This is a genomic window from Tsukamurella paurometabola (genome assembly GCF_900631615.1).
Classification (GTDB): Bacteria; Actinomycetota; Actinomycetes; order Mycobacteriales; family Mycobacteriaceae; genus Tsukamurella; species Tsukamurella paurometabola_A.
In genome coordinates this window covers 4,055,917-4,078,613 of the sequence record NZ_LR131273.1, presented here as the reverse complement: position 1 = coordinate 4,078,613, position 22,697 = coordinate 4,055,917, and the positions used below count along the sequence as shown (strand labels likewise).

Genomic DNA, 22,697 nt, shown 5'->3' with positions numbered 1-22,697 from the left:
GGATCAGCGCACGGCCGCGAGGAATTCGCGGGTGCGGGGGTGTTCGGCGTCGGCGAAGATCGCCGCGGGCCCGCCGGTCTCGACGATGCGGCCGTCGTCCATGAAGATCACGGTGTCGGCGACGTCGCGGGCGAAGCCGATCTCGTGGGTCACGACGACGAGGGTCATGCCCGACTCGGCGAGATCGCGGATCACGGCCAGCACCTCGCCCACCAGCTCCGGGTCCAGGGCCGAGGTGGGCTCGTCGAAGAGCACGACGTCGGGCTGCATGGCCAGGGTGCGGGCGATCGCCACGCGCTGCTGCTGGCCTCCCGAGAGCTGCGACGGGTACGCCTTCTCGCGGCCGGCGAGGCCGACGCGGGCGAGGAGCTCGCGCCCTCGCTCGGCCGCCTCCGCGGGGGAGACGCCGGTGGCGAGCTGCCCCTCGGTGAGGTTCTCGAGGACCGTGAAGTGCGGGAAGAGGTTGAACTGCTGGAACACCATCCCGATGCGGCGGCGTTGCCGAGCCACGTCGCGGGGGTGCAGCTCGCGCAGCACGGCCGCGTCGCCGCGACGTCCGCTCTCGCGGTAGCCGATCAGGTCGCCGTTCACCCGGACGTATCCGTCGTCGGGCCGCTCCATGTGATTGATGCAGCGCAGCAGTGTCGACTTCCCCGACCCCGAGGGGCCGAGGACGATGGCGACCTCGCCCTCGGCCACGTCCAGGTCGACGCCGCGCAACACTTCGGTGCCGCCGAAGGACTTCCGCAGCCCGCGGACCTCGATCGCGCTCATCCGCGGTCTCCCGCCGCGTGGGTGGCGCGGGGGAGGCGGGGGCGCAGTCGTGCGGCGTCGGCGAGGATCTCGCGGAACGGGCGGGCGTCCCGTCGTCCCCGGTTGAAGCGGCGCTCCACGAAGTACTGGCCCACTGCCAGCACGGACGTGATCACGACGTACCAGATGGTCGCGACCAACAGCAGCGGCATCACCTTGAAGTTCTGGTTGTAGACCAGCTGCACCGAGTACAGCAGGTCGGTCACCGCGATGACGCTGACCAGCGACGTCGACTTCAGGAGTCCGATGAGCAGGTTGCCGGAGGCGGGGATGATGGCGGGCATCGCCTGGGGGAGGACGATCCGGCGGAAGATGCGGCGCGGGCTCAGGCCCAGCGATCGCGCGGCCTCCGTCTGGCCCGGGTCCACGGACACCAGCCCGCCGCGGACGATCTCCGCGGCGAACGCGGCGACGTCGATGGTCAGCGCGATGAACGCCGCGACCAGCCCGCTGATGAGGTGCGTGGTGTCGAACGTGACGAACTCGGGGCCGAACGGGATCCCCAGCGACAGCCGCGGGTACAGCGACGCGAGCTGGAACCAGAAGAGCAGCAGCACCAGCGGCGGGACCGACCGCACCAGCCAGACGAACACGAACGACACCGTCCGGAGCACGGACCCGCCCCACAGCCGCATCGCCGCGAGCCCGATCCCGAGCGCGAAACCGGCGGCGAAGGTGACCGCCGTGAGCCACAGCGTGAGCCAGAGGCCCCTGAGGACGGCCTGCTGTGTGAAGTAGTGGGCGACCGTGGGCCACTCGAAGCGCTCATTGGTGAACAGGGTGTGCAGCAGCATCGCGCCGAGAACCGCCACCACGGCGGCGGCCAGCCAGCGCGCGGGGCGGCGGCGCGGCACCAGGTGCACCGGTGCCGTCGGGGTGCCCGCCTGCGGGCCCTGCGCGGGCCGCGACGGGGAGAGGATCGTTGTCGCCATGATGTCCGACCGTAAGTCGTTGGCGCGCAGAGGAGAAGGTTTTCAATCGCCCTGACCGGATGCGGCGATCCCGGAATCGAAGGCGTATCGGACGGCGTGCGCGCGGTCCCGGAGCTGCGCCTTCGCGAACAGGTTGTTGATGTGCGTCTTCACCGTCGACTCGCTCACGAACAGGCGCGCGGCGATGTCGCGATTGGTGAGGCCGTCGGCGATCAGCCGCAGCACCTCCGTCTCCCGGGGCGTCAGGTCGGAGGGCGGGACGGCGGGCGGCGCCGACGGTGCCCGCCGGGACCCGGAGGTCCCGGTCGCCGAGGCGAGCAGGCGCTGCTGCACGTGGGGGTCCAGCACGGACTGCCCCGCGGCGGCCGCCATGATGGCCGCCGCGATCTCGGCACGCCCCGCGTTCTTGGTGAGGTAGCCGCGGGCGCCCGCCTGCAGGCCGCGGAGGATCGACTCCTCGTCGTCGAAGGTGGTGAGCAGTACGACCGCGGTCTCGGGGGCGTCCGTCAGCACGCGCTCGGTGGCACCGGCACCGTCGAGGTTCGGCATCCGCAGGTCGGTGAGCAGGACGTCGGGGTGATGCTCCCGCACCAGGGCGACGGCCTCGACGCCGTCGGCGGCGGCTCCGACCACCGAGATCCCGGGTGCCAGGTCGAGCATCGCGGCGAGCGCGTCGCGCACCGCCGCCTGATCGTCGGCCACGACCACACGCACCTCGTTCACGCGTCCTCCTTCGTCGGGATGGTGAGGCGCACGGTCCAGCCACCGTCGCCGTTCGGACCGGCGTGCACTGTGCCGCCGACCTCGGCCGCGCGCTCGCGCATGCCGATGAGGCCCATTCCGGAACCGGGCACGCCGCTCGCCGTGCCCGGGCCGTTCACCACGGCGAGCTCGGCACCGTCGGGCACGGGGGCGAGGCGGGCCGTCACGGGGGCGCCCGCGGCGTACCGCCGGGCGTTCGTGATCGCCTCCTGCGCGACCCGCAGGATCGCGCGCGCCTGCGCGTCCGACAGTTCGACGGGCAGCGTCCGCACGGTCACGTCGGGCCCGTCCGCGAGCGCGGCGAGGGCGGCGGGCAGGTCGACGGTGTCCTCCCGCAGTGCGTGCACGACCCCACGCGCCTCGATGACCCCGTCCGCAATGGCGCCGCGGGCGCGCTGAACGGCGGCGCGGGCGTCGTCGGGCCGGTTCGCCTCCAGAAGGGCGTCCGCGAGCTCGAGCTGCATCCCCGCGCCGGAGAGGGTGTGGGCGAGGACGTCGTGCAGGTCCCGCGCGATCCGGGCGCGCTCGGCCAGGGCGCTGCTGCGCGCCTCGGACTCCGCGGTCAGCGTGGTCTGTTCCACCAGTTGCTCGAGGGCCCGCGTGCGCTCACGCCGGGTCCGTCGCGCTATCCCCGCCCAGACGGAGATCGCGATCGTCAGGCCGATCCAGAAGTCCCCCGAGCGCTGGAGCCCGAGGCCGAGCGCGACCGTGCCGCCGAGAAGGACACCGAGGGGGATGGAAACCCGCTGCGGGAACCGGACGCCGTAGTAGACCGCGGAGACGTAGAGCAGGATGCCCGTCCCGGGGTTCGGTTGCAGCGCGAAGAGCACGCCGCCCGTCACGGCCCCGACCGCCTCCACGGCGATCCACCCACGTTCGGGAAGGCGGCTCGCCGGGAGCGCCCGTGACGCCACCACGAGGCACTGCACCGCGTACAGGATCGGCGCGAACGGCAGGTGCTCGTCCCAGCGCAGCGTGAACGCCGCGAGGGCCAAGCCGACGACCGAGGCGGCGAACCCGAAGCGCATGCGGTCACCGTCGAACACGTGGCAATGATGGCAGAGTGGCGGCATGCGCGTGACCGTGGTGCTGATCGTGCTCGCCGTCGTCGCGGTGCACTCCGTCCGCGGCCGACGGCGGGCGACGGGCGGGCCACCGGCGGCGCGACCATGGGCGGGTTGAGACGGCACCCGGTGCGAGTGGGAAAATGACCGGCATGTCTACTACGTCATCGATGTCCAGTGCCGCCGCCGACCTGACGGTGCACTCGATCATCGAGGCGCGCGCGCGGCTCGCCGGCGTGGTGTCGGTGAGCCCCCTGCAGCACTGCGAGCGACTCTCGGCGCTGACCGGGGCCAAGGTGTACCTCAAGCGAGAGGACCTGCAGGTCGTCCGGTCGTACAAGATCCGCGGCGCCTACAACCTGATGGCGCAGCTCACCGAGGCGGAGAAGGCGGCCGGGGTGGTCGCGGCGTCGGCCGGCAACCACGCCCAGGGCGTCGCGTTCGCGTGCCGCGCGATGGAGGTGCACGGGCGGATCTACGTGCCGACGACCACGCCGAAGCAGAAGCGGGATCGTATCCGGGCGCACGGAGGACGGTACGTCGAGCTGATCGCCACCGGCGAGACCTACGACGCGGCGGCTGCGGCGGCCAAGGACGACGTGACCTCGACCGGAGCCACCTGGGTGCACGCCTTCGACGACCCGCGCACGACCGCGGGCCAGGGCACCATCGGCGTCGAGCTCGTCGAGCAGCTGGGCGGCGTCGTCCCCGACGTGACCGTCATGCCGGTCGGCGGCGCGGGCTGCTTCGCCGGCGTCACCCGCTACCTGCGGTCGCAGTCCGCCTCGGCCACGATCGTCGGCGCCGAGCCCGCGGGCGCACCGTCGCTGGCGCGCGCGATCGAGGCCGGAGCACCGGTCGACCTGCCGACCATCGACCCGTTCGTCGATGGCGCCGCGGTGAAGAGGATCGGCTCCATCGGTTACGACGTCGCGGTGTCCGAGGGCGCCGCGGTGTGGCCCGCGCACGAGGTGCGCGACGTGGCGGCCGGGGAACTGGGCATCATCGAGGTGGACGAGGGCGCCATCTGTACCGCAATGCTGGACCTGTACCAGAACGAGGGCGTCATCGCGGAGCCCGCGGGCGCCCTGTCCGTGGCGGCGCTGGCGCAGCTGAGGTTCGAGCCCGGTGCGACGGTCGTGTGCCTGCTGTCCGGCGGCAACAACGACGTGTCGCGCTACAACGAGGTGATCGAGCGCTCGCTGGTGCACCAGGGTCTCAAGCACTACTTCCTCGTCGCCTTCCCCCAGGAGCCCGGCGCCCTGCGCCGCTTCCTCGACGAGGTGCTGGGACCCGACGACGACGTCACGCTCTTCGAGTACGTCAAGCGGAACAACCGCGACACCGGCGAGGCGCTCGTCGGCATCGAGCTCGGCACCGCGGGCGATCTCGGCGCTCTGCTGGAGCGGATGGATTCCTCGCGGCTGCACTGCGAGCGCCTGGAGCCCGGCTCTCCGGCGTACCGCTACCTGACGTAGGAACCCCATCGGCCCGCCTGATGCACAATGGCATCGAGGAGGTGCGCTATGGCGAAACTGGAGCACGCGTTTACGGGCGACTTCGATCGGGCGTTGGACGTGATCGACGCCCACATCCTCCGCGGAAGCTCCTCCGCCACCTACGAGGACGGGAGCACCATCACCGCCGGTGGGGTGCGGGTCGCGGTGCGGGTGTACGAACGGTACAGCTACACGGGGTCGAATCGGGTGAGCCTGAACGTGACCCTCGTCGGGCGTGGCGAGGATCTGTACGTCACGGGCATCACGTCCGGCGGGAGCCAGGCGGTGTTCTTCAAGATCAACCGCTTCGGGGAGGACGCCTTCCTGAACAAGCTCAGGCAGGCGCTCGAGGCGGTCTGACGGCCCGGGCGCGCCGTGCACGACGCGGCGGCGCCACGGCTGCCACGTCACGCGACCGGTGCCATCGGTCGGTGTGCCCGGTGCGCGGCGACGCGCTGCCGGAGGAAGTGGTTCTGCGCGAACAGGGTCACGCCGATGAAGAGCATCGTCGTCACGCCGGCGAAGCCGCGGCCGGTGTGGTCGCCCATCGCGATCGGTACCAGGACGTCGACGCCGACGTGCAGGGCGATCGCGACGATCCACAGGCCGATGGTGGCCGGGGTGCCCTGGCGCAGGTAGCCACCATCGGGGCCGGGGAAGACCTTCGTGGTGAGCGCCCGCGGGTAGGCGAGGGCGACGGCGATGGCGAGGCCGAGGATGGCGGCCACGACGTGGCCGGCGCCCACCTCCCCGCCGGTCGAGACGTACTGCACCGTCTGGACCAGGCCGACGGCGGCGAGGACGAGCGCGATGCGGGCGGTCTTGTCCTTGAGTGGGCGGGCCTGCATCTGGCGGTAGAAGATCCAGCCGATGGCGAGGACGGCGATGACGGCGGTGGTTGCTGTGTTCATGCCGATCACTCTCCCGCCGCCGGGCGTGCGGCGGATCGGCCGACGGGTGGAGATCCGGGTGGAGACGTAGCCTCGACCCATGCAGATCAGCGAGACGCTCACGCCCGCCGTCGTCGACTTCCTCTCCGCCGGAACGCGGACCGGCCACCTGGCCTACCTCGGCCGGGACGGGCGGCCGCTCACCACCCCGGTATGGTTCGTCGTCGACGACGGTGCCCTCGTCTTCGCGACCGGCCGGGACACCCCGAAGGGGCGCCTCCTGGCGAAGGACCCGCGGGTCGCGGTGTCCGTGGACCTGCAGGAACCGCCGTACGCCTTCGCCCAGGTCCAGGGCATCGCCGAGTTCGTCGACGACCCGGACTACCTGCTGCGGATCTGCACGGCCTGCGGAGTCCGGTACATGGGGGCCGAGCGCGGCGAGGAGTTCGGCCGGCGCAACGCCGTCCCCGAGGAGATCATCGTCCGCATCCGGCCCACCCGCGTCCTGTTCAACGGCGACGTCACCGCGTAGGTCCTACCCGAGCTGGTCGACTGCACCCTTGATCAGCTCGAGGCTGTGCTTGCGCTCGACCAGACCGGGGATCATGCCGGAGATCATCAGCTCCTGCGGCTGCGTGCGGGTGAGCAGCTCGCGCAGCTCATCGCGGACCGTCGCCTGCGAGCCGACGATCCACGCCGACGTCGTCGGCGCGATGGCGTGCTCCTGCTCGGGCGTGAGCGGCTGCGCGGCGGCCTGCTCGTAGGTCATCATCCGCCCCGGATTGCCGGTGCGCACCCGGTACATCGAGGCCTTCGCCGGCCCGGCGATCCGCTGGGCCTCCTCATCGGTGTCCGCAGCCACGACCGTGACCGTCAGCATCGCGTTGGGGGCGTCCAGGTCCCCGGGGCGGAAGGTCTCCCGGTACTCGGCGAGCGCGGGCAACGTCGCCTGCGGCGCGAAGTGCCGGGCGAAGGCGAAGGGCAGCCCCAGCAGGCCGGCGAGCTTGGCACTGAACGTCGACGAGCCGAGCAACCACATCTGCGGGTTCGAGCCGACGCCCGGCGTCGCGCTGATCGCGACGTACGGGTGGTCGGCGGGGAAGTCGTCGCGCAGGAACGCCCGCAGATGCGCCAGGGCCTGCGGGAAGTCATCGACGGACTCGCTGACCTTCCCGCCCCGCAGCGCGTGCGCGGTCAGCTGATCGGTGCCCGGCGCGCGCCCGATGCCGAGGTCGATGCGGTCGGGGAACAGCGCGTCCAGCGTGCCGAACTGCTCCGCGACGACGAGGGGCTGGTGGTTCGGCAGCATCACGCCGCCCGAGCCCACCCGGATGGTGTCGGTCGCGGCCGCGATCTGGCCGATGAGCACCGCCGGGGCGGAGCTCGCGATACCCGGCATCGAGTGGTGCTCCGCGACCCAGACCCGCTCGTAGCCCAGACGCTCGGCCTCCTGTGCGGTCGCGATGGTGTCGCGCAGGGCGTCGCCGAAGGACGCACCGTCGACGACGGGAGCGAGCTCGAGCAGGGAGAGGCGAGGGCGGGGGAACGGTGCTTCGGTCACAGAAGAGACAACCGGGGGCGGCCCGGAATTCATCCCGGACCGCCCCCGCCGGCGCCGTGCCGGCGACTAGAGGAGCTCGCGCAGCGCCTCGACCTGCTTGACCCGGCCGGCCGCGTCCTCCGCGATCGGCACGACGTTGAGCACCGTGGCCCCGGCCTCCTCGAACGCGGCGACCCGTTCCTTCACGTAGCCCTTCGGGCCGATGAGGGAGACGCTGCGGGCCAACTCGTCCGGCACGGCCTCGACCGCGGCGGCCTTGTCGCCGGCGAGGTAGAGCTCCTGGATCCGGTCGGCCTCGGCGCCGTAGCCGTAGTTGGTCGCCAGCGTGTGGTAGAAGTTCTTCCCCTTGGCGCCCATGCCGCCGATGTAGAGCGCGAGGTGCGGTTTGACGAAGCCCAGCAGGTGGTCGACGTTCTCGCCGATCGCCAGCGCCGGCCCGGCGTAGACATCGAGTTCGCCGAGCGCGGGATCGCGCTTGGCCGTGCCCTCGGCGACCGCGTCGCCCCAGACGTCCTTGGCCTTCTCCGGCAGGAAGAAGATGGGCTGCCAGCCCTCCGCGACCTCCGCGGCCAGTGCCACGTTCTTCTGGCCGAGCGCGGCGAGCAGCACCGGGATGCGTTCGCGCACCGGGTGATTGATCAGCTTGAGCGGCTTACCGAGCCCCGTGCCGCCGTCCTCCCGGGTGAGCGGCATCTGGTAGTACTTGCCGCGATGCTCGAGGCGTTCGCGGCGCCAGACCTGGCGGCAGATCTCGATGATCTCGCGGGTCCGGCCGATCGGGGCGTCGTACTTCACCCCGTGGAAGCCCTCGATCACCTGCGGTCCCGACGCGCCGAGGCCGAGGATGAACCGGCCGTCGGAGACGTTGTCGAGGCCGGCCGCGGTCATCGCCGTCAGCGTGGGCGTGCGGGTGTAGATCTGCAGGATGCCGGACGCCAACTGCACGCGCTCCGTCTTCGCGGCGAGGTAGCCCAGCGCGCTCACCGCGTCGAACGAGTACGCCTCGGGGACGAAGACGATGTCCAGTCCCGCCCGCTCCAGGTCGAGGACCTCGTCGGCCGTGGCCTTGAACCCGTCCGTGTAGTTGATGCCCAATCCGATTCGCATAGGCGTTAGGTTCTCACAAAGCAACCGCTTAGCGACAGACCGCCCGCGGATTGTGGTCAGCTTCGACGACGCAGCACGACGAACGAGTGGCCGGGCACGGTCGTCGCGGTGCCGCCGATCGACGCGGCGTCCCAGAACAGCACGGGGGAGCCGGTGAACGGGGCCGTGACCGGTACCGACCGGAAGTTCACGATCAGCGTGAGGTCACCGCGGTGCACGGCGAACCAGCTCGCGTCCCCCGGATGGTCGCAGGTCACGGCGCGCAGATCGTCGGCGGCGAGGGCCGAGTCACGGCGCAGCGCGATGAGAGCGCGGTACGTCGCCAGCAGCCGGGCGTGCTCCGGTCGCGTCGGCTCCGCCCAGTCCAGGTGCGAGACGGCGAACGTCTCGGGATCCTGCGGGTCGGGCACCTCGCCCGGCGGCCAGCCGTGTTCCGCGAACTCGGCCTTCCGGCCCTCCGCCGTCGCGCGCGCCAACTCCGGCTCGGGATGACTGGTGAAGAACCGGAAGGGCGTGCGCGCGCCCCACTCCTCGCCCATGAACAGCATCGGCGTGAACGCGGAGAACAGGACCAGTGCCGCCTTCACCGCCAGCTGTCCGTCGGTGAGGTACTCCGACGGCCGGTCGCCGCGGGCCCGGTTTCCCACCTGGTCGTGCGTGCACGTGTAGGCCAGGAGCTGCGAGGGTGCCACGCGCGCGGGATCGATCCGCTCCCCGTGGACGCGGCCGCGGAACGAGCTGTACGTGCCGGCGTGGAAGAAGCCGGCGGTGAGAACCGCCGCGAGGCACTCGGGGCTGCCGAAGTCGGCGTAGTAGCCCTGCCGCTCCCCGGACACGATGGTGTGGATCGCGTGGTGCACGTCGTCGTTCCACTGCGCGGTGAGCCCGTATCCGCCGAGGCCTGCGGGGGTGACCAGGCGCGGATCGTTGAGGTCCGACTCCGCCACCAGTGCCAGGGGGCGGCCGAGTTCCACGGAGAGCCGCGCCGCGAGGGCGGCGGCGTCCTCCAGGAGGTGCCGGTCCGAATCGTCGACGAGGGCGTGCACCGCATCGAGCCGCAACCCGTCGACGCCGTATCGGCGCAGCCACCACGCGATGTCGTCGAGGAGGAATCGCCGGACCTCGGCGCTGTCCTCGCCGGACAGGTTGATGGTGCGGCCCCACGTGTTCGCGCCGTCCGTCTCGTACGGCCCGAACCTCCCGAGATAGTTGCCCGAGGGCCCCAGGTGGTTGTGCACCACGTCGAGTAGGACGCCGAGCCCACGGTGGTGTGCGGCCGCGACGAACCGCTCCAGGCCCGACGGTCCGCCGTAGGGTTCGTGCACCGCGTACCAGCCGACACCGTCGTAGCCCCAGCCGTGCTCGCCGTTGAAAGCGTTGACCGGCATCACCTGGACGAAGCCGACGCCCAGGTCCCGCAGGTACGGGAGTCGATCGATGGCCGCGTCGAACGTGCCGTCGGGGGTGAAGGTGCCGATGTGCAGCTCGTAGACCACCTCGCCGCGGAGCTCGCGCCCCGCCCAGTGCGGCCCCTCCGCCTCCGGGATCAGCGCCGACGGTGCGTGCACCCCGTCGGGTTGGCGGGGCGAACGCGGATCCGGGAGGACGGTCTCGTCGTCATCGAGGAGGTAGCCGTACCGCGCACCCGGCGCGGCGGGCGTGGTGACCCGCCACCAGTCGTCGGCGTCGCGGCGCATCGCGTGCACCGCGCCGTCGAGCCAGAGCCGTACCCGTCGTGGGCGGGGTGCCCACACCTCGAAGGCGTGATCGGTGGCGTCGGGCGAGGTGGGCATCGGTTCGCAACGATAGCGTCAGTGCAGGCTCTCCCACTCCGCGGTGCGGGCGCGGTGCAGTTCGACCGCCGCGAGCGCCGATTCGGCCGTCTCGTGCCTGCCGCCCGCGATGCACCCGATCGGCCGGTAGTCGTGCTGATCGAGGGAGCGGAACCGCCACACGTCGTCGAGGGAGTGGGTGCAGACGTGGGTGGTCACGGTGACCACCGCGGGTTCTCCGAGGCACGCACTCGCGTCCTCGGCGAAGACTTCGGCGAAGGTCCGCTCGCCTAGACGGACGTAGAGCGTGTCGCTCATCGGCACCTCGCTGAGTACGGTGCGATCGCCGGCGAGGATCAGCCGGTCGTGGATCTCCGCGGTGAGTGCCCACGCCGAGGCCATGCCGGCGCAACGGATCAGCAGGTGCGCGACCTCCTCGGCGTCCTGCAGCAGGCCGAGGATGGAGTGACGGCCCTCGCGGAACGCTCGGACCTCGATGGCCCCGCCGGGCAGCGCCTGCGCCGTGAGACGGGACGTGCCGGCGACCATGACGAGCCGCCCCGTCGGCAACAGGTCGGCGGGAAGACCGTGGTCGCGCAGCGATTCGGCGACCCGGGCCAGAGTGGAGGCGCGGACGCGGGTGCCGCTGACGCCGGCGCGCGCGATGGCGGACTGGGCGAGTGCCGTGGAGACCGGCCGCGGGGTTTCGCTGTTCATACCCAGAGTGTGCGCGGCCCCACTGACAAGTTTTCTACTCGCGCACCAACAGGGCGACAGGGTGTTCGAGGAAGAGGTCGCCGAGTGCGGCCCGACCTGCGACGACGTGCCCGGTCAGGCGATCCGTCCACCTGCCGTCGCCGAGGTCCACCCGCGTGTCGCGCCAGCCGCCGCCCCGCTCCAGGCGCAGCGACCACCGAGTCGCGAGCGCGGCGACGTCGGGCGCCCCGTCGGAGGGGCCGCGGAGGAAGCCCAGCAGATGATCCGCAGCCGGCCCCTCCGCGAGAACCGGGGCGTACGAGCCCCCGACGAAGCTGCCCGGCCGCTCCCGGCGCAACCGGAGCGCGGTGCGCACCAGACGCTGCTTCGGGTGGTCGTCGTGCGCGGCGGACCAGTCGACCGGCCGCCGGTTGTCGGGGTCGACCAGCGAGTCCTCCCACCGTTCGGTGCCCTGGTAGACGTCCGGCACGCCGGGGCCGGCGAGCTGCAGCAGCTTCTGCGCGAGCGAGTCCGACCGGCCGTGCGGCGCGAGCCGGGCGACGAGGTCCGACAGCGCGGCCCCGTCGAACAGGGCGTCCAGGAAGGCGTGCCCGGCCGCCTCGAAGGCACTGTCGGGCGCGGTCCAGGACGTGCCGATGCGGCCCTCCCGCATCGCCTTCTCCGCGTACGCGTGCAGGCGCGCCCGGAGTTCGTCGGTGATCGCGCCGTCCTCGGGCCAGACGCCGAACGCCGTCTGCAGGAGGAAGAGGCCCGTCACCGGATCCAGCCGGGTGGGCCGCAGGAGCATCCATCGGTCGGCGACGGCCGACCAGTCGCCGGGGCACTGGGACAGCACGCCGATGCGGGCCCGCACGTCCTCGCCGCGTTTGGTGTCGTGCGTCGAGAGCGTCGTCATCGCGGCGGACCACTCCGCGGCGCGGCGCGCGAACGCCGGGTGCGGATCGCTCGGTCCGAAGTCCGACGGTGCGCCGCCCACCTCCTGCAGCGAGATCAGGCGGGCGGTGCGGTAGAACAGCGTGTCCTCGACGGTCTTCGCGGTGAGGGCGCCCGTGAACTGCGGGAACCGTGCCGCGGTCTCGGCGCCGCGGTCGCGCGCCTCGGCGAGCAGGTCGAAGGCGTCCGCGCTGCCGGGCTCGTCGTGCTCGCACTCCTGGGTGCGGGAGCGGACGTCCTCGCGCAGCCGGGCGGCGGCCTGCGCGAGCACGGGGTAGTCGTCGCGGTAGAAGCGGGTGTCCCGCGCCCACCGGACCGCCGCCGCCTCGATCAGCGACTGCGGCGGCGGCCCGGCGAGCGACTTCGGGGTCGACTCGCGCAGCGCGGCCCGCGCGAGCCTGCGCAGCTCCGGGCCGAGATCGCCGCGGGCGAGGTCGTCGGCGAGGACGGTGCGGGCGGCGTGCAGGGCGCCGGAGGCCCCGTCGTCCCCCGTCCAGCGTTCGTGGAGCGCACTCAGTCCCACCTCGCCGTCGGGATCGAGCAGGGCGTGTCCCAGCTCGCGGAGCGCGTCGTATCCGGTGGTCCCGGCGACCGGGAGGGCGGGCTCGAGCGGTTCGCGGGGTTCGAGGATCTTCTCGATCACGATCCACGCGTCGGCGCCGGTGAGCGCACGGAGGCGGCGCAGATACGCCGCCGGATCGGCCAGCCCGTCGGGGTGATCGACTCGGAGGCCGTCGGCGATGCCGTCGGCGAACCAGGAACCGATCTCGGTGTGCGTCGCGGCGAAGACCTCGGGGTCCTCGACGCGGACCGCGGCCAGGTCGTCGACGGTGAAGAAGCGACGGTACGAGCGGACCGGCGAGTCCCACGGCACCAGCCGGTAGGGCTGGGCGTAGTGGATCCGCTCGGCGTCGGTGCCCCCCACTTCGCGGCCGATCGGGAAGACCCGGTCGTGGTAGCGCAGCACCGGCTCGGGGCCGGTACGGTCCACGACGATCGCCGCGGCGTCCTCCTCCGACGCGAGGACGGGGAGGGCGAGCTTCCCGCCGGCGCCGTTGCGCGGGTCCCAGTCGATGTCGAAGTAGCGGGCGAAGGCGGATTTCCGGCCGTGGGTCAGCAGATCCCACCACCAGGGGTTCTGTTCCGGCCGGCCGACCCCGAGGTGGTTCGGGACGATGTCGATCACGAGGCCGAGGCCGTCGACGTGCGCCGCATCGGCGAGCCGCTCGAGCCCCTTCCGCCCGCCGAGTTCGGCGCGCACCGTCGTCGGATCGGTGACGTCGTAGCCGTGCGTCGAGCCGCGGACCGCCTCGAGGACGGGGGAGAGGTAGAGGTGCGTCACGCCCAGATCGGCCAGGTAGGGCACGCGGCGGGCGGCGTCCTCGAAGGTGAAGGACGGCCCCAGTTGCAGGCGGTAGGTCGCGCCGACGGGCCGCGGTACGCCGGAAGCCATGGGCCCGATCATGCCATCCGTGATCGTCGCCTCCGGTCGCCCCACGCCCACCCGGCGGATGGCCACGCCGCGCGGCGCACGGCTAACGTGGCGCGACATGACGCCCGACGAGATCCTCGACCTGGACACCCGGACGCTCTGGCATCCGTACAGCGCCGTCGGCGGTGCGGGCGCCCGGGTCGTCGCCTCCGCTGAGGGGGTCCGCCTCACCCTCGGGGACGGCACGGAGGTCATCGACGGGATGAGTTCGTGGTGGGCCGCGATCCACGGCTACCGCAACCCCGTGCTCGACGCCGCCGCGAAATCCCAGATCGACACGATGTCGCACGTCATGTTCGGCGGCCTCACCCACGAGAGTGCCGCCCGGCTCGGCGAGCTGTTGGTGCGCATCACCCCCGAAGGCCTGGACCGGGTCTTCCTGGCGGACAGCGGGTCCGTCTCCATCGAGGTCGCCGTGAAGACGGCCCTGCAGTACTGGCGCGCTCGCGGCGTCGCGGGCCGGAACCGCCTGCTGACCTGGCGCGGCGGCTACCACGGCGACACCTTCACCCCGATGAGCGTCTGCGACCCCGACGGCGGCATGCACTCGCTGTGGACCGACGTTCTCGCCACGCAGGTCTTCGCGCCCGCTCCGCCCGCCGAGTACGACGAGGCCTACATCGCCGAGCTCGACCGGCTCGTCGGGGCACATGCCCACGAGCTGGCGGCCGTCATCATCGAGCCCGTCGTCCAGGGTGCGGGCGGCATGCGGTTCCACCCGCCCGCGTACGTCGCCGCGCTCCGCGAGATCACCCGGCGGCACGACGTCCTGCTGATCTGCGACGAGATCGCCACCGGCTTCGGCCGCACCGGGACCCTCTTCGCCAGCGCCGCCGCCGGGATCACCCCGGACATCCTCTGCGTCGGCAAGGCCCTGACCGGCGGCTACCTCACCCTCGCCGCGATGCTCTGCACGGACGAGGTCGCGCTCACCATCTCGAACTCCGATCAGGGTGCGCTCATGCACGGCCCCACGTTCATGGGCAATCCGCTGGCGTGTGCGATCGCCGTCGCCAGCACCGAGCTGTTGCTCTCCCAGGACTGGGCCGCCCGCGTCGCGGCCATCGAACGGGGACTGCGCGACGGGCTCGCGCCGCTGCGCGACGTTCCCGGCGTCGTGGACGTCCGCGTACTGGGTGCCATCGGCGTCGTACAGCTGGACCGGCCCGTCGACATGGTCGCGGCGACCGACGCCACCCTCGCCGCGGGCGTGTGGCTGCGGCCCTTCCGCGACCTCGTCTACACGATGCCGCCGTTCATCAGCACGCCCGACGACGTGGCGGCGATCTGCGGAGGCGTGTCGGCCGCGGTGCGTGCGGCGCTACAGTGAGGGCATGAACGGTGTTCAACTCTCGGCTCGTCGGGGTGTCCGGGCGGATGCGCTCGGGTGGCTCGACGGTTACGCCGCCGATCGCGCGGAGGCGGGCCTCCGTCGGTCGCTCCGTGCGCGCCGACCCGACGAGCCCGGTCTCGATCTGGCCTCGAACGACTACCTCGGGCTGAGCCGTCATCCCCGCGTGCTCGACGCGGCCGCGGACGCGCTCCGCGTCTGGGGGGCGGGGTCGACCGGGTCCCGGCTGGTCACCGGTACGACCGAGCTGCACGAACGGTTCGAGCGCGACCTGGCGGCGTTCGTCGGTGCCGAGGCGGCCCTCTGCTTCTCGTCGGGGTACCTCGCCAACCTCGGTGTGGTCACCGCCCTCGCCGGCCGGGGGGCCCTCGTCGTCTCCGACGGCGGCTCCCACGCCTCCCTCGTCGACGCCTGCCGACTGTCGCGCGCGCGCATCGTCGTCACGCCGCGGGGCGATGTGAACGCCGTTCGAGACGCGCTCGCGGCGCGGTCCGAGGAACGCGCGATCGTGCTCACGGACTCGGTCTACAGCGCCGACGGCGTCCTCGCGCCCGTTGCCGAGCTGTACGCCGTGGTGCGCGACAACGGCGCCGCGCTCGTGGTCGACGAGGCGCACGGCCTCGGCGTCCGCGGTGACGGCGGCCGCGGCCTCGTTCACGAACTGGGGCTCGCCGGCGCGCCCGATCTGGTACTCACCGCCACCATGTCCAAGGCGCTCGGTGCGCAGGGCGGTGCCGTCCTCGGCCCCGACCGCGTGCGCGCCCACCTCATCGACGCCGCGCGTCCCTTCATCTTCGACACCGGCCTCGCCCCCGCGGCGGTCGCCGCCGCGGGCGCCGCGCTGGGTGAGCTGCGGGCGGACCCCGCGCTCGCGGGGCGGGTCCTGGACCGCGCCCGCGCCGTGGCCGCGGGCATCGGCGCGCCCGAGCCGACATCGGCCGTCGTCTCGCTCGTCCTCGGCGACCCGGAACGCGCCGTCGCCGCGCGGGACGCCTGCGCGGCGCAGGGCGTGCACGTCGGGTGCTTCCGGCCCCCGTCGGTCCCGGAGGGCACGTCCCGACTGCGGATCACCGTGCGCGCCGACCTCACCGACGCCGAGGTCGCGACGGCCGTCGTCGCGATCCGGGCGGCCGTCGCGTGATCCTCTGCGTCACCGGCACGTCCACCGGCGTCGGCAAGACCGTCGCAACAGCGGCCCTCGCCGCGGCGCTGCTGCCGAGCGGGCCCGTCACCGTCGTCAAGCCCGCCCAGACCGGCTTCGCCGACGGCGCCGAGTACGACGAGGACGGCCAGCTCGCCGACGCCGCCGAGGTGGCTCGCCTCGCGCCCGGCGCCGTCACCGTCGAGCACCGCCGATACCCCGAACCGCTCGCGCCGCTGACCGCCGCCCGTCGGTCGGGCCTGCCGCCGCTCGCGCGCGACGAGGCCGTCGCCGTCGTCGGTCGGGCGGGCGGCGCCGTGCTCGTGGAGGGCGCCGGCGGCGTACTCGTGCGGCTCGGCGTCGACGAGAATCGAACACCGTTCACCATCATCGACCTCGCGGCCGATCTGGCGGCCCCCGTCGTCGTGGTCGCCGACCCGGCTCTCGGCACCCTCAATCACACCGAGCTCACGGTCCGTGCCCTCGAGGCGGGTGGGGTCGCGTGCGCCGGCGTCGTGCTCTCGCGCTGGCCCGACACCCCGGGCCTGGCCGAGCGGTGCAACCTCGTGGACCTGCCGGAGGTCACGGGCGTCCCGATCGTGGGGCGGATCCCCGACGGTGCCGCCGCGCTCCCGCCCGGACGATTCGCAGCGGCGGCGCCGTCGTGGTTCGACGGGGCCTGGCTCAGCGCGCGATCCAGGCGCTGAGCAGGTCGATCCGCTGCCAGCCGCCCGGAACGTCGAGCGGGTAGCCGGCCGGAGCGGCGGTGCGGGCGATCCGCTCGCGCAGCTGATCGTCGGTGAGGCCGGGGTGCGCGGCGCGGAGCAGGCGCACCGCGCCCGCCGGCACCTGGACGGGGGCGTCGCCGCCGATGCGCGGCAGGCCCCAGCTCAGGTCGCGCCGGTACGCCGCGGCCCCGGCTCCCGTCTCGACGTAGTTCTGCTGGCAGGCGACGACCTCGGCGATGCCGCCGCCGGCGCGCGCCGAGAGGACGGCGCGCAGCTCGGAGCGCGCGCCCGCGACGAGATCGGCGAACCGCGGATCGGCGAGCGCGTCCGATACCGCCGCCTGCGCCAGGATCCGGCCGCCGATCACGTCGAGCGGGTAGTGCACGCCCAGGACCACGCGATGGCGACCGTAGTCGGCGCCGCGCGCGAGCAGCTGCGGGCCGAGTTCGGGGAGGAGCGTGGCGAGGACGATCGCCTCCGCGTAGCCCCAGGCGGTGTGGCCCGACGGGTACGAGCCAGAGCCGCGCACCGAGTCGTACAGATCGGCCCGGCCGTCGCCGTACTTCGTGATCCGGTCCGGGGCGACCTCGAACGGGCGCCGGTACTGGAAGTGCTTCTTCGCGGCGGAGGTGTCGACGTAGGAATTGATGAGCGCCTTCTTGCCGAGGAGGAGCGCGGTGGTCTTCGGGAGCTCGCCGGCCCGCTGGCCGGCGCGGAACGCGGGGGTGAGGCGGCTGCCGAGGGCGTTGACGATGGAGTCGTCGAGGATGCCGTAGTTGTCGTTGACGGCGTAGCGCTGCTCCGCAGGGGTCGCGGCCCGGTTGGTCGCGACAGCGGTGTCGAGGTTCGCGGCGAGGACGGACTTCGGCAGGTCCGAGAACGCGCTCAACTGATCGATGTACGAGTTCGGTGAGGTCCTCGTGGCGCTCGTGTCGGCGACGACGGGGCTCGCGCCGGGTACGGGCTTCGGTGTGAGGGCGCAGGCGACGGCCCCGGGTGCGGCGGTGGCCGGGCCGGCCGCCCACCCGAGTGGAGCGGCCAGCGAGGCGGCCGCGACGGTCGCGACCAGGAACTTCTTCGAACGCAGCTTCATGGGACCACTCTCATGGCGATAGATAGAAAAGGGAAGGAAACGATGTCGGACGATTCGATGAACGTTTCGCCGCTCCGGCTGCGGGGGCTTGAACGCCGTTCACGAATTGAACGCTGTACAGTGCTCGGTAGCCGCGATGCCACGGTGTCGCAGACCACAGCCGACCGACCACAGCCGACGAGGGAGATCACATGACCGGGGTCCTGGCCGACATCATCGAGGTGGCGCGCGAGCAGGTGCTCGAGCGCGGTGAAGGACTGAGCCAGGAGCAGGTGCTGGCCGTGCTGCAGTTGCCCGACGACAAGCTCGACGACGTGCTACAGCTCGCGCACGAGGTGCGCATGAAGTGGTGCGGCCCCGAGGTCGAGGTCGAGGGCATCATCAGCCTCAAGACCGGCGGCTGCCCGGAGGATTGCCACTTCTGCAGCCAGTCGGGCCTGTTCGAGTCGCCCGTGCGATCCGCGTGGATCGACATCCCGTCGCTCGTCGAGGCCGCGAAGCAGACCGCGAAGACCGGCGCCACCGAGTTCTGCATCGTCGCCGCCGTCCGCGGCCCGGACAAGCGGCTGATGAGCCAGGTGGCCGCCGGCATCGAGGCGATCCGCAACGAGGTCGACATCCAGATCGCCTGCAGCCTCGGCATGCTCACCCAGGAGCAGGTCGACGAGCTCAAGGCGATGGGCGTGCACCGCTACAACCACAATCTGGAGACCTCGAAGTCGCACTTCCCGAACGTCGTGACCACCCACTCCTGGGAGGAGCGCTGGGAGACGCTGCGCATGGTCCGCGAGGCGGGCATGGAGGTGTGCTGCGGCGGCATCCTCGGCATGGGGGAGACCCTGGAGCAGCGCGCGGAGTTCGCCGCGAATCTCGCCGAGCTCGAGCCCGACGAGGTGCCGCTCAACTTCCTGAACCCGCGCCCGGGCACGCCCTTCGGCGACCTCGACGTCCTCGAGCCGAACGAGGCGCTCAAGGCCGTCGCCGCCTTCCGCCTGGCCCTGCCCCGCACCATCCTCCGATTCGCCGGCGGCCGCGAGATCACGCTGGGCGACCTCGGCGCGGAGAAGGGCATTCTCGGTGGCATCAACGCCGTGATCGTGGGCAACTACCTCACCACGCTGGGCCGCCCGGCGGAGACCGACCTGGACCTGCTCGGCGAGCTGAAGATGCCGATCAAGGCCCTCAACGAGACGCTGTGACCCTCGTGGCCGACCAGGAGCCGGTGTACGACGTGTACACCGGCAAGCCGCTCGCCGAGGGAGCGCCGGTCTTCGCCGCGGCCAGGCTCGGGCTCGAACCCCCGCGCTACTGCACGTACTGCGCGCGCCGCATGATCGTCCAGGTCAGCCCGCACGGGTGGACAGCACGATGCTCGCGGCACGGCGCGTTCGATTCGTCGACCGGCGAACGCTGACGCCGATGTGCGGCGGTAGTCGTTAGGCTGCTGGCGATGCCTGTTCACACGCTGCCCCGTACCGCCACCGACGTCGTGGTCCCCGTCGTGGTGGGGGCGGTGCTCGGCGCGGCGGCGGCGCTGGTCTGGGGCACGACGGCGCCCGGCGTGCGCGGTGTCGTACTCGACTCCGGGCAGGCGGTGCTTCGCACCGACCAGTTCGACAACTTCTTCGCCGCGACGGTCGTCTTCGTCGTCGTCTCCGCCATCGGTGGCCTGCTCACCGCGGTGGGCCTGTTCCGCGGCGCGCGGCGCACCCCGCGGGGAGTCGCGCGGACGCTCGGCGCCGCTGCGCTCGGTGTCCTCGTCGCAGTGGTCCTCGGCCAGGCGGTCGTGAACGCGCGCTTCACGGGGCCGGGTGCTCCGGGGCTCGATTTCACGGCGGCGCCCTCGATCCGGTTGGACGGCGCCAACGTCCTCGCGCCCGCGGACCACTCGGGCGGCGTTCTGGGGGATCTGGCGTCCTGGGTGCTGGTGCTCGTGTGGCCGGGAGTCGCGGCGTTGACCTGTGTCGTGCTCGCCCTCGTCGGACGGTTGCCGGACGACGACGTGACGGCGCCTGTCCGTGGTCGCGACGACGACGCGGTGGTGATGGACACGGAGCAGGGGACCTTGTCGGCATGACCGTCTCGGCGCCGCTGTTCCGCGTGGTTCGGGGCGACATCACACGGCTGCGCGCTGATGTCGTCGTCAACGCGGCGAACCGGGCGATGCGCGGCGGCGGTGGCGTGGACGGAGCGATCCATCGCGCCGGTGGCCCCGAGATCCTGGCGGACTGCGTGCGCCGGTTCCCCGACGGGCTGCCCACCGGCGGCGTCGGCTGGACGACCGCGGGCGACCTACCGGCGCGGTACGTCGTGCACGCGGTCGGCCCGAACCGTGCCGCGGGGGAGTCGGACCCGTCCCTCCTGCGGTCGTGCTACTCCGGCGCCATCCGGACGGCGACCGATCTCGGGGCCCGCTCGATCGCGTTCCCGCTGATCAGCGCCGGTGTCTACCGGTGGCCGCTCGACGACGCGATCCGGATCGCGATCGAGACGATCCTGACGACCCCCGGTGCGGTGGAGCTCGTCACTCTGGCCGTCTTCGACGACGCCGCGCACGAGCGGGCGACGGCGCTCCTGCAGGGCGGCCTCGCCGATCGGTTCGTGCCGTTCCGGATCCTCGACGCCGTCGCGCATCTGCACGCCGCGGGCTACCACCAGGTGCGCTGCAGGCCGTACGTCTACGACCGGGCACTGGCGCGCCGAGGTCGAGGTGGCGGGCCGGCGCGCGGACGATGCAGCGGTCGCGCGCTACTCGTCGGCCGCGGGACAGATGTACCTCGATGTGCGGGTCGAGCCGTGGACCAGCCCGCTCGAACTCGCAGCAGCGATGCTGCGCCACCTCGACCGGGATCTCGTGCCGGATCTCGACCCCCGGCATGACGCGTACGTGCGGTGGTTCGACGGTCTGAGGGCCCTCAGTGCGCGCCGACGCGCGGTACCGGTCGCGTACCGCGAGTACGACGAGCAGCCCGGATGGACGGTCGGCGACGGTCCGCGCTACCCGGACCCGCCCGACGACGACTGAGCACGGTCCCGGGCGACGGCGGTTCAGTCTCCCGTGTGTCCGCGGAGGAGGTCCGCGAAATCGGTGACGGGGCCCAGGTCGAGGGTCTTGCCGGAGCGCTGGGGCGCGCCGAGGTCCGATGGTCCGCCGAAGCCGGCCACGGCACCGTCGGCCTGGACGAGCGCGCCGGCCAGCTCCGCACCGGCCCGCGAGATCCGCGCGGCGAGTTCGGACGAGCCGAAGTCCTCGGTCGCGGCGAACACCCCGGTCGGGAGGATCTGCGCACGCAGGTAGCTGAACAGCGGCCGCAGCGCGTGATCGAGGACCAGCGAGTGGCGCGCCGTCCCGGCGGTGGCCGCGACGAGCACCGGGACGCCGGTCAGGGCGTCGGGGTCGAGGGCGTCGAAGAACATTTTGAACAGTCCGCTGTAGCTCGCGGTGAACACCGGGGAGACGGCGATCAGGCCGTCCGCCGCGGCGATCGCGTCCTTCGCCGCGCTGAGCGCGGGCGTCGGGACGCCGGTGGTCATGACGGTCGCGAGGTCGCGGGCGAGCTCGCGCACCTCGATGACGGTCACGTCGACGGCCTCGCCGCGGGCGGACACCGCGGCCCGCGTGGCGTCGGCCAGTTGGTCCGCCAAGAGGCGGGTCGACGACGGTTCGGAGACGCCGGCCGATACGACGGCGAGTGATCGGGTCATCGTCAGGCCTCCTTCGCGGCGGCGAGGTCCTGGGCGGGCAGCACCAGGTGGTGCGGCGAGTCCGGGCCGGCGGCGACGAGCGAGGCGTGGGTCGGCGGGTCCGACGGGACGTGCGCCGGGCGGCGCAGCTCGAACTCCTTGCGGAGGACGGGGACCACCTGCGTGCCGAGGATCTCGACCTGCTCGAGGACCTGGTCCAGCGGGAGGCCGGCGTGGTCGAGGAGGAACAGCTGGCGCTGGTAGTCGCCCGCGTAGTCCGTGAAGCCGAGGGTCTTCTCGATCACCTGCTCGGGTGTCCCGACGGTGAGCGGGGTCATCTGCTCGAAGTCCTCCAGCGACGGGCCGTGGCCGTAGACGGGGGCCTCGTCGAAGTAGGGGCGGAAGCGGCGCTTCGCCTCGGCCTCGGTCTCGGCCATGAACACCTGGCCGCCCAGCCCCACGATCGCCTGGTCGGCGGATCCGTGGCCGTAGTGCTCGAACCGCTGCCGGTACAGGCGCACCATCTGCTCGGTGTGCTCCTTGTTCCAGAAGATGTTGTTGTGGAAGAAGCCGTCGCCGTAGAAGGCCGCCTGCTCGGCGATCTCGGGGGACCGGATGGAACCGTGCCACACGAAGGGCGGCGTGCCGTCGAGCGGCGCCGGCGTCGAGGTGTAGCTCTGCAGCGGCGTCCGGAACTGGCCCTCCCAGTCGACGACGGGCTCGCGCCACAGCCGCCGCAGCAGGTGGTAGTTCTCGATGGCCAGCGGGATGCCCTGGCGGATGTCCTTGCCGAACCACGGATACACCGGGCCGGTGTTGCCGCGGCCCAGGGTGAGGTCGACACGGCCCTCGGCGAGGTGCTGGAGCATCGCGTAGTCCTCGGCGATCTTCACCGGGTCGTTCGTGGTGATGAGCGTCGTCGCGGTGCTGAGGGTCAGGTGCTGCGTCTTGGCCGCGATCCAGCCGAGCAGCGTGGTGGGTGAGCTGGGGACGAACGGCGGATTGTGGTGCTCGCCGGTGGCGAAGACGTCGAGGCCCACCTCCTCTGCCTTGAGCGCGATCCTCGTCATCGCCTCGATGCGTTCGTGCTCGCTGACGGTGGTGCCGGTGGTCGGATCCGTGGTGACGTCGCCGACGCTGAAGATTCCGAACTGCATG

At 72.3% G+C, this 22,697-nt stretch carries 24 protein-coding genes; 11 read left to right on the top strand and 13 right to left on the bottom strand.

The window, feature by feature from the left end; genetic code table 11:
• Window positions 1-3: 3 nt before the first annotated feature.
• From ELY19_RS20345 to ELY19_RS20330, 4 genes are read right to left on the bottom strand one after another with little or no spacing between them, the layout of a single operon-like run.
• Window positions 4-774, bottom strand: a complete 771-nt coding sequence (locus ELY19_RS20345; RefSeq protein WP_126198036.1) for an amino acid ABC transporter ATP-binding protein — start codon at window positions 772-774, stop codon at window positions 4-6.
• Window positions 771-1,745, bottom strand: a complete 975-nt coding sequence (locus ELY19_RS20340; protein WP_126198034.1) for an amino acid ABC transporter permease — start codon at window positions 1,743-1,745, stop codon at window positions 771-773. Before ELY19_RS20340 ends, ELY19_RS20345 begins: the two co-directional genes overlap by 4 nt.
• Before the next feature lie 42 nt (window positions 1,746-1,787).
• The gene (locus ELY19_RS20335; protein ID WP_227966993.1) at window positions 1,788-2,468 is read right to left on the bottom strand and encodes a response regulator transcription factor; all 681 of its coding nucleotides are present in this window, start codon (window positions 2,466-2,468) and stop codon (window positions 1,788-1,790) included.
• A complete protein-coding gene (locus ELY19_RS20330; RefSeq protein WP_164711664.1) occupies window positions 2,465-3,553 on the bottom strand; it encodes a sensor histidine kinase in 1,089 nt (362 codons plus the stop codon). Before ELY19_RS20330 ends, ELY19_RS20335 begins: the two co-directional genes overlap by 4 nt.
• A gap of 170 nt (window positions 3,554-3,723) precedes the next feature.
• On the opposite strand from ELY19_RS20330, the gene ilvA reads away from it, so the two are divergent.
• On the top strand, window positions 3,724-5,049 hold the full coding sequence (gene ilvA, locus ELY19_RS20325) for a threonine ammonia-lyase IlvA (RefSeq protein WP_416222716.1): 1,326 nt from the start codon (window positions 3,724-3,726) through the stop codon (window positions 5,047-5,049).
• 48 nt (window positions 5,050-5,097) lie between these two features.
• Window positions 5,098-5,430, top strand: a complete 333-nt coding sequence (locus ELY19_RS20320; RefSeq protein WP_126198025.1) for a DUF6054 family protein — start codon at window positions 5,098-5,100, stop codon at window positions 5,428-5,430.
• Between the two features lie 47 nt (window positions 5,431-5,477).
• Here the strand turns inward: ELY19_RS20320 and ELY19_RS20315 are convergent, their stop codons facing one another.
• Window positions 5,478-5,981, bottom strand: a complete 504-nt coding sequence (locus ELY19_RS20315; protein WP_126198023.1) for a hypothetical protein — start codon at window positions 5,979-5,981, stop codon at window positions 5,478-5,480.
• 79 nt (window positions 5,982-6,060) lie between these two features.
• On the opposite strand from ELY19_RS20315, the gene ELY19_RS20310 reads away from it, so the two are divergent.
• A complete protein-coding gene (locus ELY19_RS20310; protein WP_126198021.1) occupies window positions 6,061-6,492 on the top strand; it encodes a PPOX class F420-dependent oxidoreductase in 432 nt (143 codons plus the stop codon).
• A gap of 3 nt (window positions 6,493-6,495) precedes the next feature.
• Here ELY19_RS20310 and ELY19_RS20305 read toward each other — a convergent pair whose 3' ends face one another.
• The 5 genes from ELY19_RS20305 to treY form a co-directional block, all read right to left on the bottom strand.
• Window positions 6,496-7,521, bottom strand: a complete 1,026-nt coding sequence (locus ELY19_RS20305) for an LLM class flavin-dependent oxidoreductase (protein ID WP_227966991.1) — start codon at window positions 7,519-7,521, stop codon at window positions 6,496-6,498.
• Window positions 7,522-7,587: 66 nt separating this feature from the next.
• Complete coding sequence (locus tag ELY19_RS20300; RefSeq protein ID WP_126198016.1) at window positions 7,588-8,628, bottom strand: LLM class F420-dependent oxidoreductase; 1,041 nt, start codon at window positions 8,626-8,628, stop codon at window positions 7,588-7,590.
• Window positions 8,629-8,684: 56 nt separating this feature from the next.
• Window positions 8,685-10,421: a malto-oligosyltrehalose trehalohydrolase gene (treZ, locus tag ELY19_RS20295; protein ID WP_126198014.1), complete on the bottom strand. Its 1,737-nt coding sequence runs from the start codon at window positions 10,419-10,421 to the stop codon at window positions 8,685-8,687.
• An 18-nt stretch (window positions 10,422-10,439) separates the two neighbouring features.
• Window positions 10,440-11,117, bottom strand: a complete 678-nt coding sequence (locus ELY19_RS20290) for a hypothetical protein (protein WP_126198012.1) — start codon at window positions 11,115-11,117, stop codon at window positions 10,440-10,442.
• 34 nt (window positions 11,118-11,151) lie between these two features.
• Window positions 11,152-13,503, bottom strand: a complete 2,352-nt coding sequence (gene treY, locus ELY19_RS20285; protein ID WP_126198010.1) for a malto-oligosyltrehalose synthase — start codon at window positions 13,501-13,503, stop codon at window positions 11,152-11,154.
• Between the two features lie 97 nt (window positions 13,504-13,600).
• Here treY and ELY19_RS20280 point away from each other — a divergent pair, with 97 nt between their 5' ends.
• The 3 genes from ELY19_RS20280 to bioD are packed head-to-tail and all read left to right on the top strand — an operon-like array spanning window position 13,601 to window position 16,741.
• A complete protein-coding gene (locus tag ELY19_RS20280) occupies window positions 13,601-14,872 on the top strand; it encodes an adenosylmethionine--8-amino-7-oxononanoate transaminase (RefSeq protein WP_126198957.1) in 1,272 nt (423 codons plus the stop codon).
• 4 nt (window positions 14,873-14,876) lie between these two features.
• Window positions 14,877-16,034, top strand: a complete 1,158-nt coding sequence (locus ELY19_RS20275; RefSeq protein ID WP_126198008.1) for an 8-amino-7-oxononanoate synthase — start codon at window positions 14,877-14,879, stop codon at window positions 16,032-16,034.
• Window positions 16,031-16,741, top strand: a complete 711-nt coding sequence (gene bioD / locus ELY19_RS20270; RefSeq protein ID WP_126198006.1) for a dethiobiotin synthase — start codon at window positions 16,031-16,033, stop codon at window positions 16,739-16,741. Before ELY19_RS20275 ends, bioD begins: the two co-directional genes overlap by 4 nt.
• Here the strand turns inward: bioD and ELY19_RS20265 are convergent.
• Window positions 16,719-17,855 carry an acid phosphatase gene (locus ELY19_RS20265; RefSeq protein WP_126198003.1) on the bottom strand — a complete coding sequence of 379 codons (1,137 nt, stop codon included), beginning with the start codon at window positions 17,853-17,855 and terminating at the stop codon, window positions 16,719-16,721. The two genes, bioD and ELY19_RS20265, sit on opposite strands and share 23 nt — an antisense overlap.
• A gap of 191 nt (window positions 17,856-18,046) precedes the next feature.
• On the opposite strand from ELY19_RS20265, the gene bioB reads away from it, so the two are divergent.
• The 5 genes from bioB to ELY19_RS23560 are packed head-to-tail and all read left to right on the top strand — an operon-like array spanning window position 18,047 to window position 20,880.
• The gene (gene bioB, locus ELY19_RS20260; RefSeq protein WP_126198001.1) at window positions 18,047-19,054 is read left to right on the top strand and encodes a biotin synthase BioB; all 1,008 of its coding nucleotides are present in this window, start codon (window positions 18,047-18,049) and stop codon (window positions 19,052-19,054) included.
• The gene (bsaP, locus tag ELY19_RS20255; RefSeq protein WP_416222715.1) at window positions 19,051-19,269 is read left to right on the top strand and encodes a biotin synthase auxiliary protein BsaP; all 219 of its coding nucleotides are present in this window, start codon (window positions 19,051-19,053) and stop codon (window positions 19,267-19,269) included. Before bioB ends, bsaP begins: the two co-directional genes overlap by 4 nt.
• Before the next feature lie 36 nt (window positions 19,270-19,305).
• Entirely contained in the window at window positions 19,306-19,932 is a 627-nt protein-coding gene (locus ELY19_RS20250) for a DUF2567 domain-containing protein (protein WP_126197999.1), read from the top strand.
• A complete protein-coding gene (locus ELY19_RS24060) occupies window positions 19,929-20,735 on the top strand; it encodes a macro domain-containing protein (RefSeq protein ID WP_126197997.1) in 807 nt (268 codons plus the stop codon). Before ELY19_RS20250 ends, ELY19_RS24060 begins: the two co-directional genes overlap by 4 nt.
• Before the next feature lie 7 nt (window positions 20,736-20,742).
• Window positions 20,743-20,880 carry a hypothetical protein gene (locus ELY19_RS23560; protein WP_164711663.1) on the top strand — a complete coding sequence of 46 codons (138 nt, stop codon included), beginning with the start codon at window positions 20,743-20,745 and terminating at the stop codon, window positions 20,878-20,880.
• A gap of 23 nt (window positions 20,881-20,903) precedes the next feature.
• Here the strand turns inward: ELY19_RS23560 and ELY19_RS20240 are convergent, their stop codons facing one another.
• Window positions 20,904-21,560 carry an FMN reductase gene (locus tag ELY19_RS20240; RefSeq protein WP_126197995.1) on the bottom strand — a complete coding sequence of 219 codons (657 nt, stop codon included), beginning with the start codon at window positions 21,558-21,560 and terminating at the stop codon, window positions 20,904-20,906.
• A gap of 2 nt (window positions 21,561-21,562) precedes the next feature.
• The gene (locus ELY19_RS20235; RefSeq protein ID WP_126197993.1) at window positions 21,563-22,696 is read right to left on the bottom strand and encodes an LLM class flavin-dependent oxidoreductase; all 1,134 of its coding nucleotides are present in this window, start codon (window positions 22,694-22,696) and stop codon (window positions 21,563-21,565) included.
• Window position 22,697: the final 1 nt, after the last annotated feature.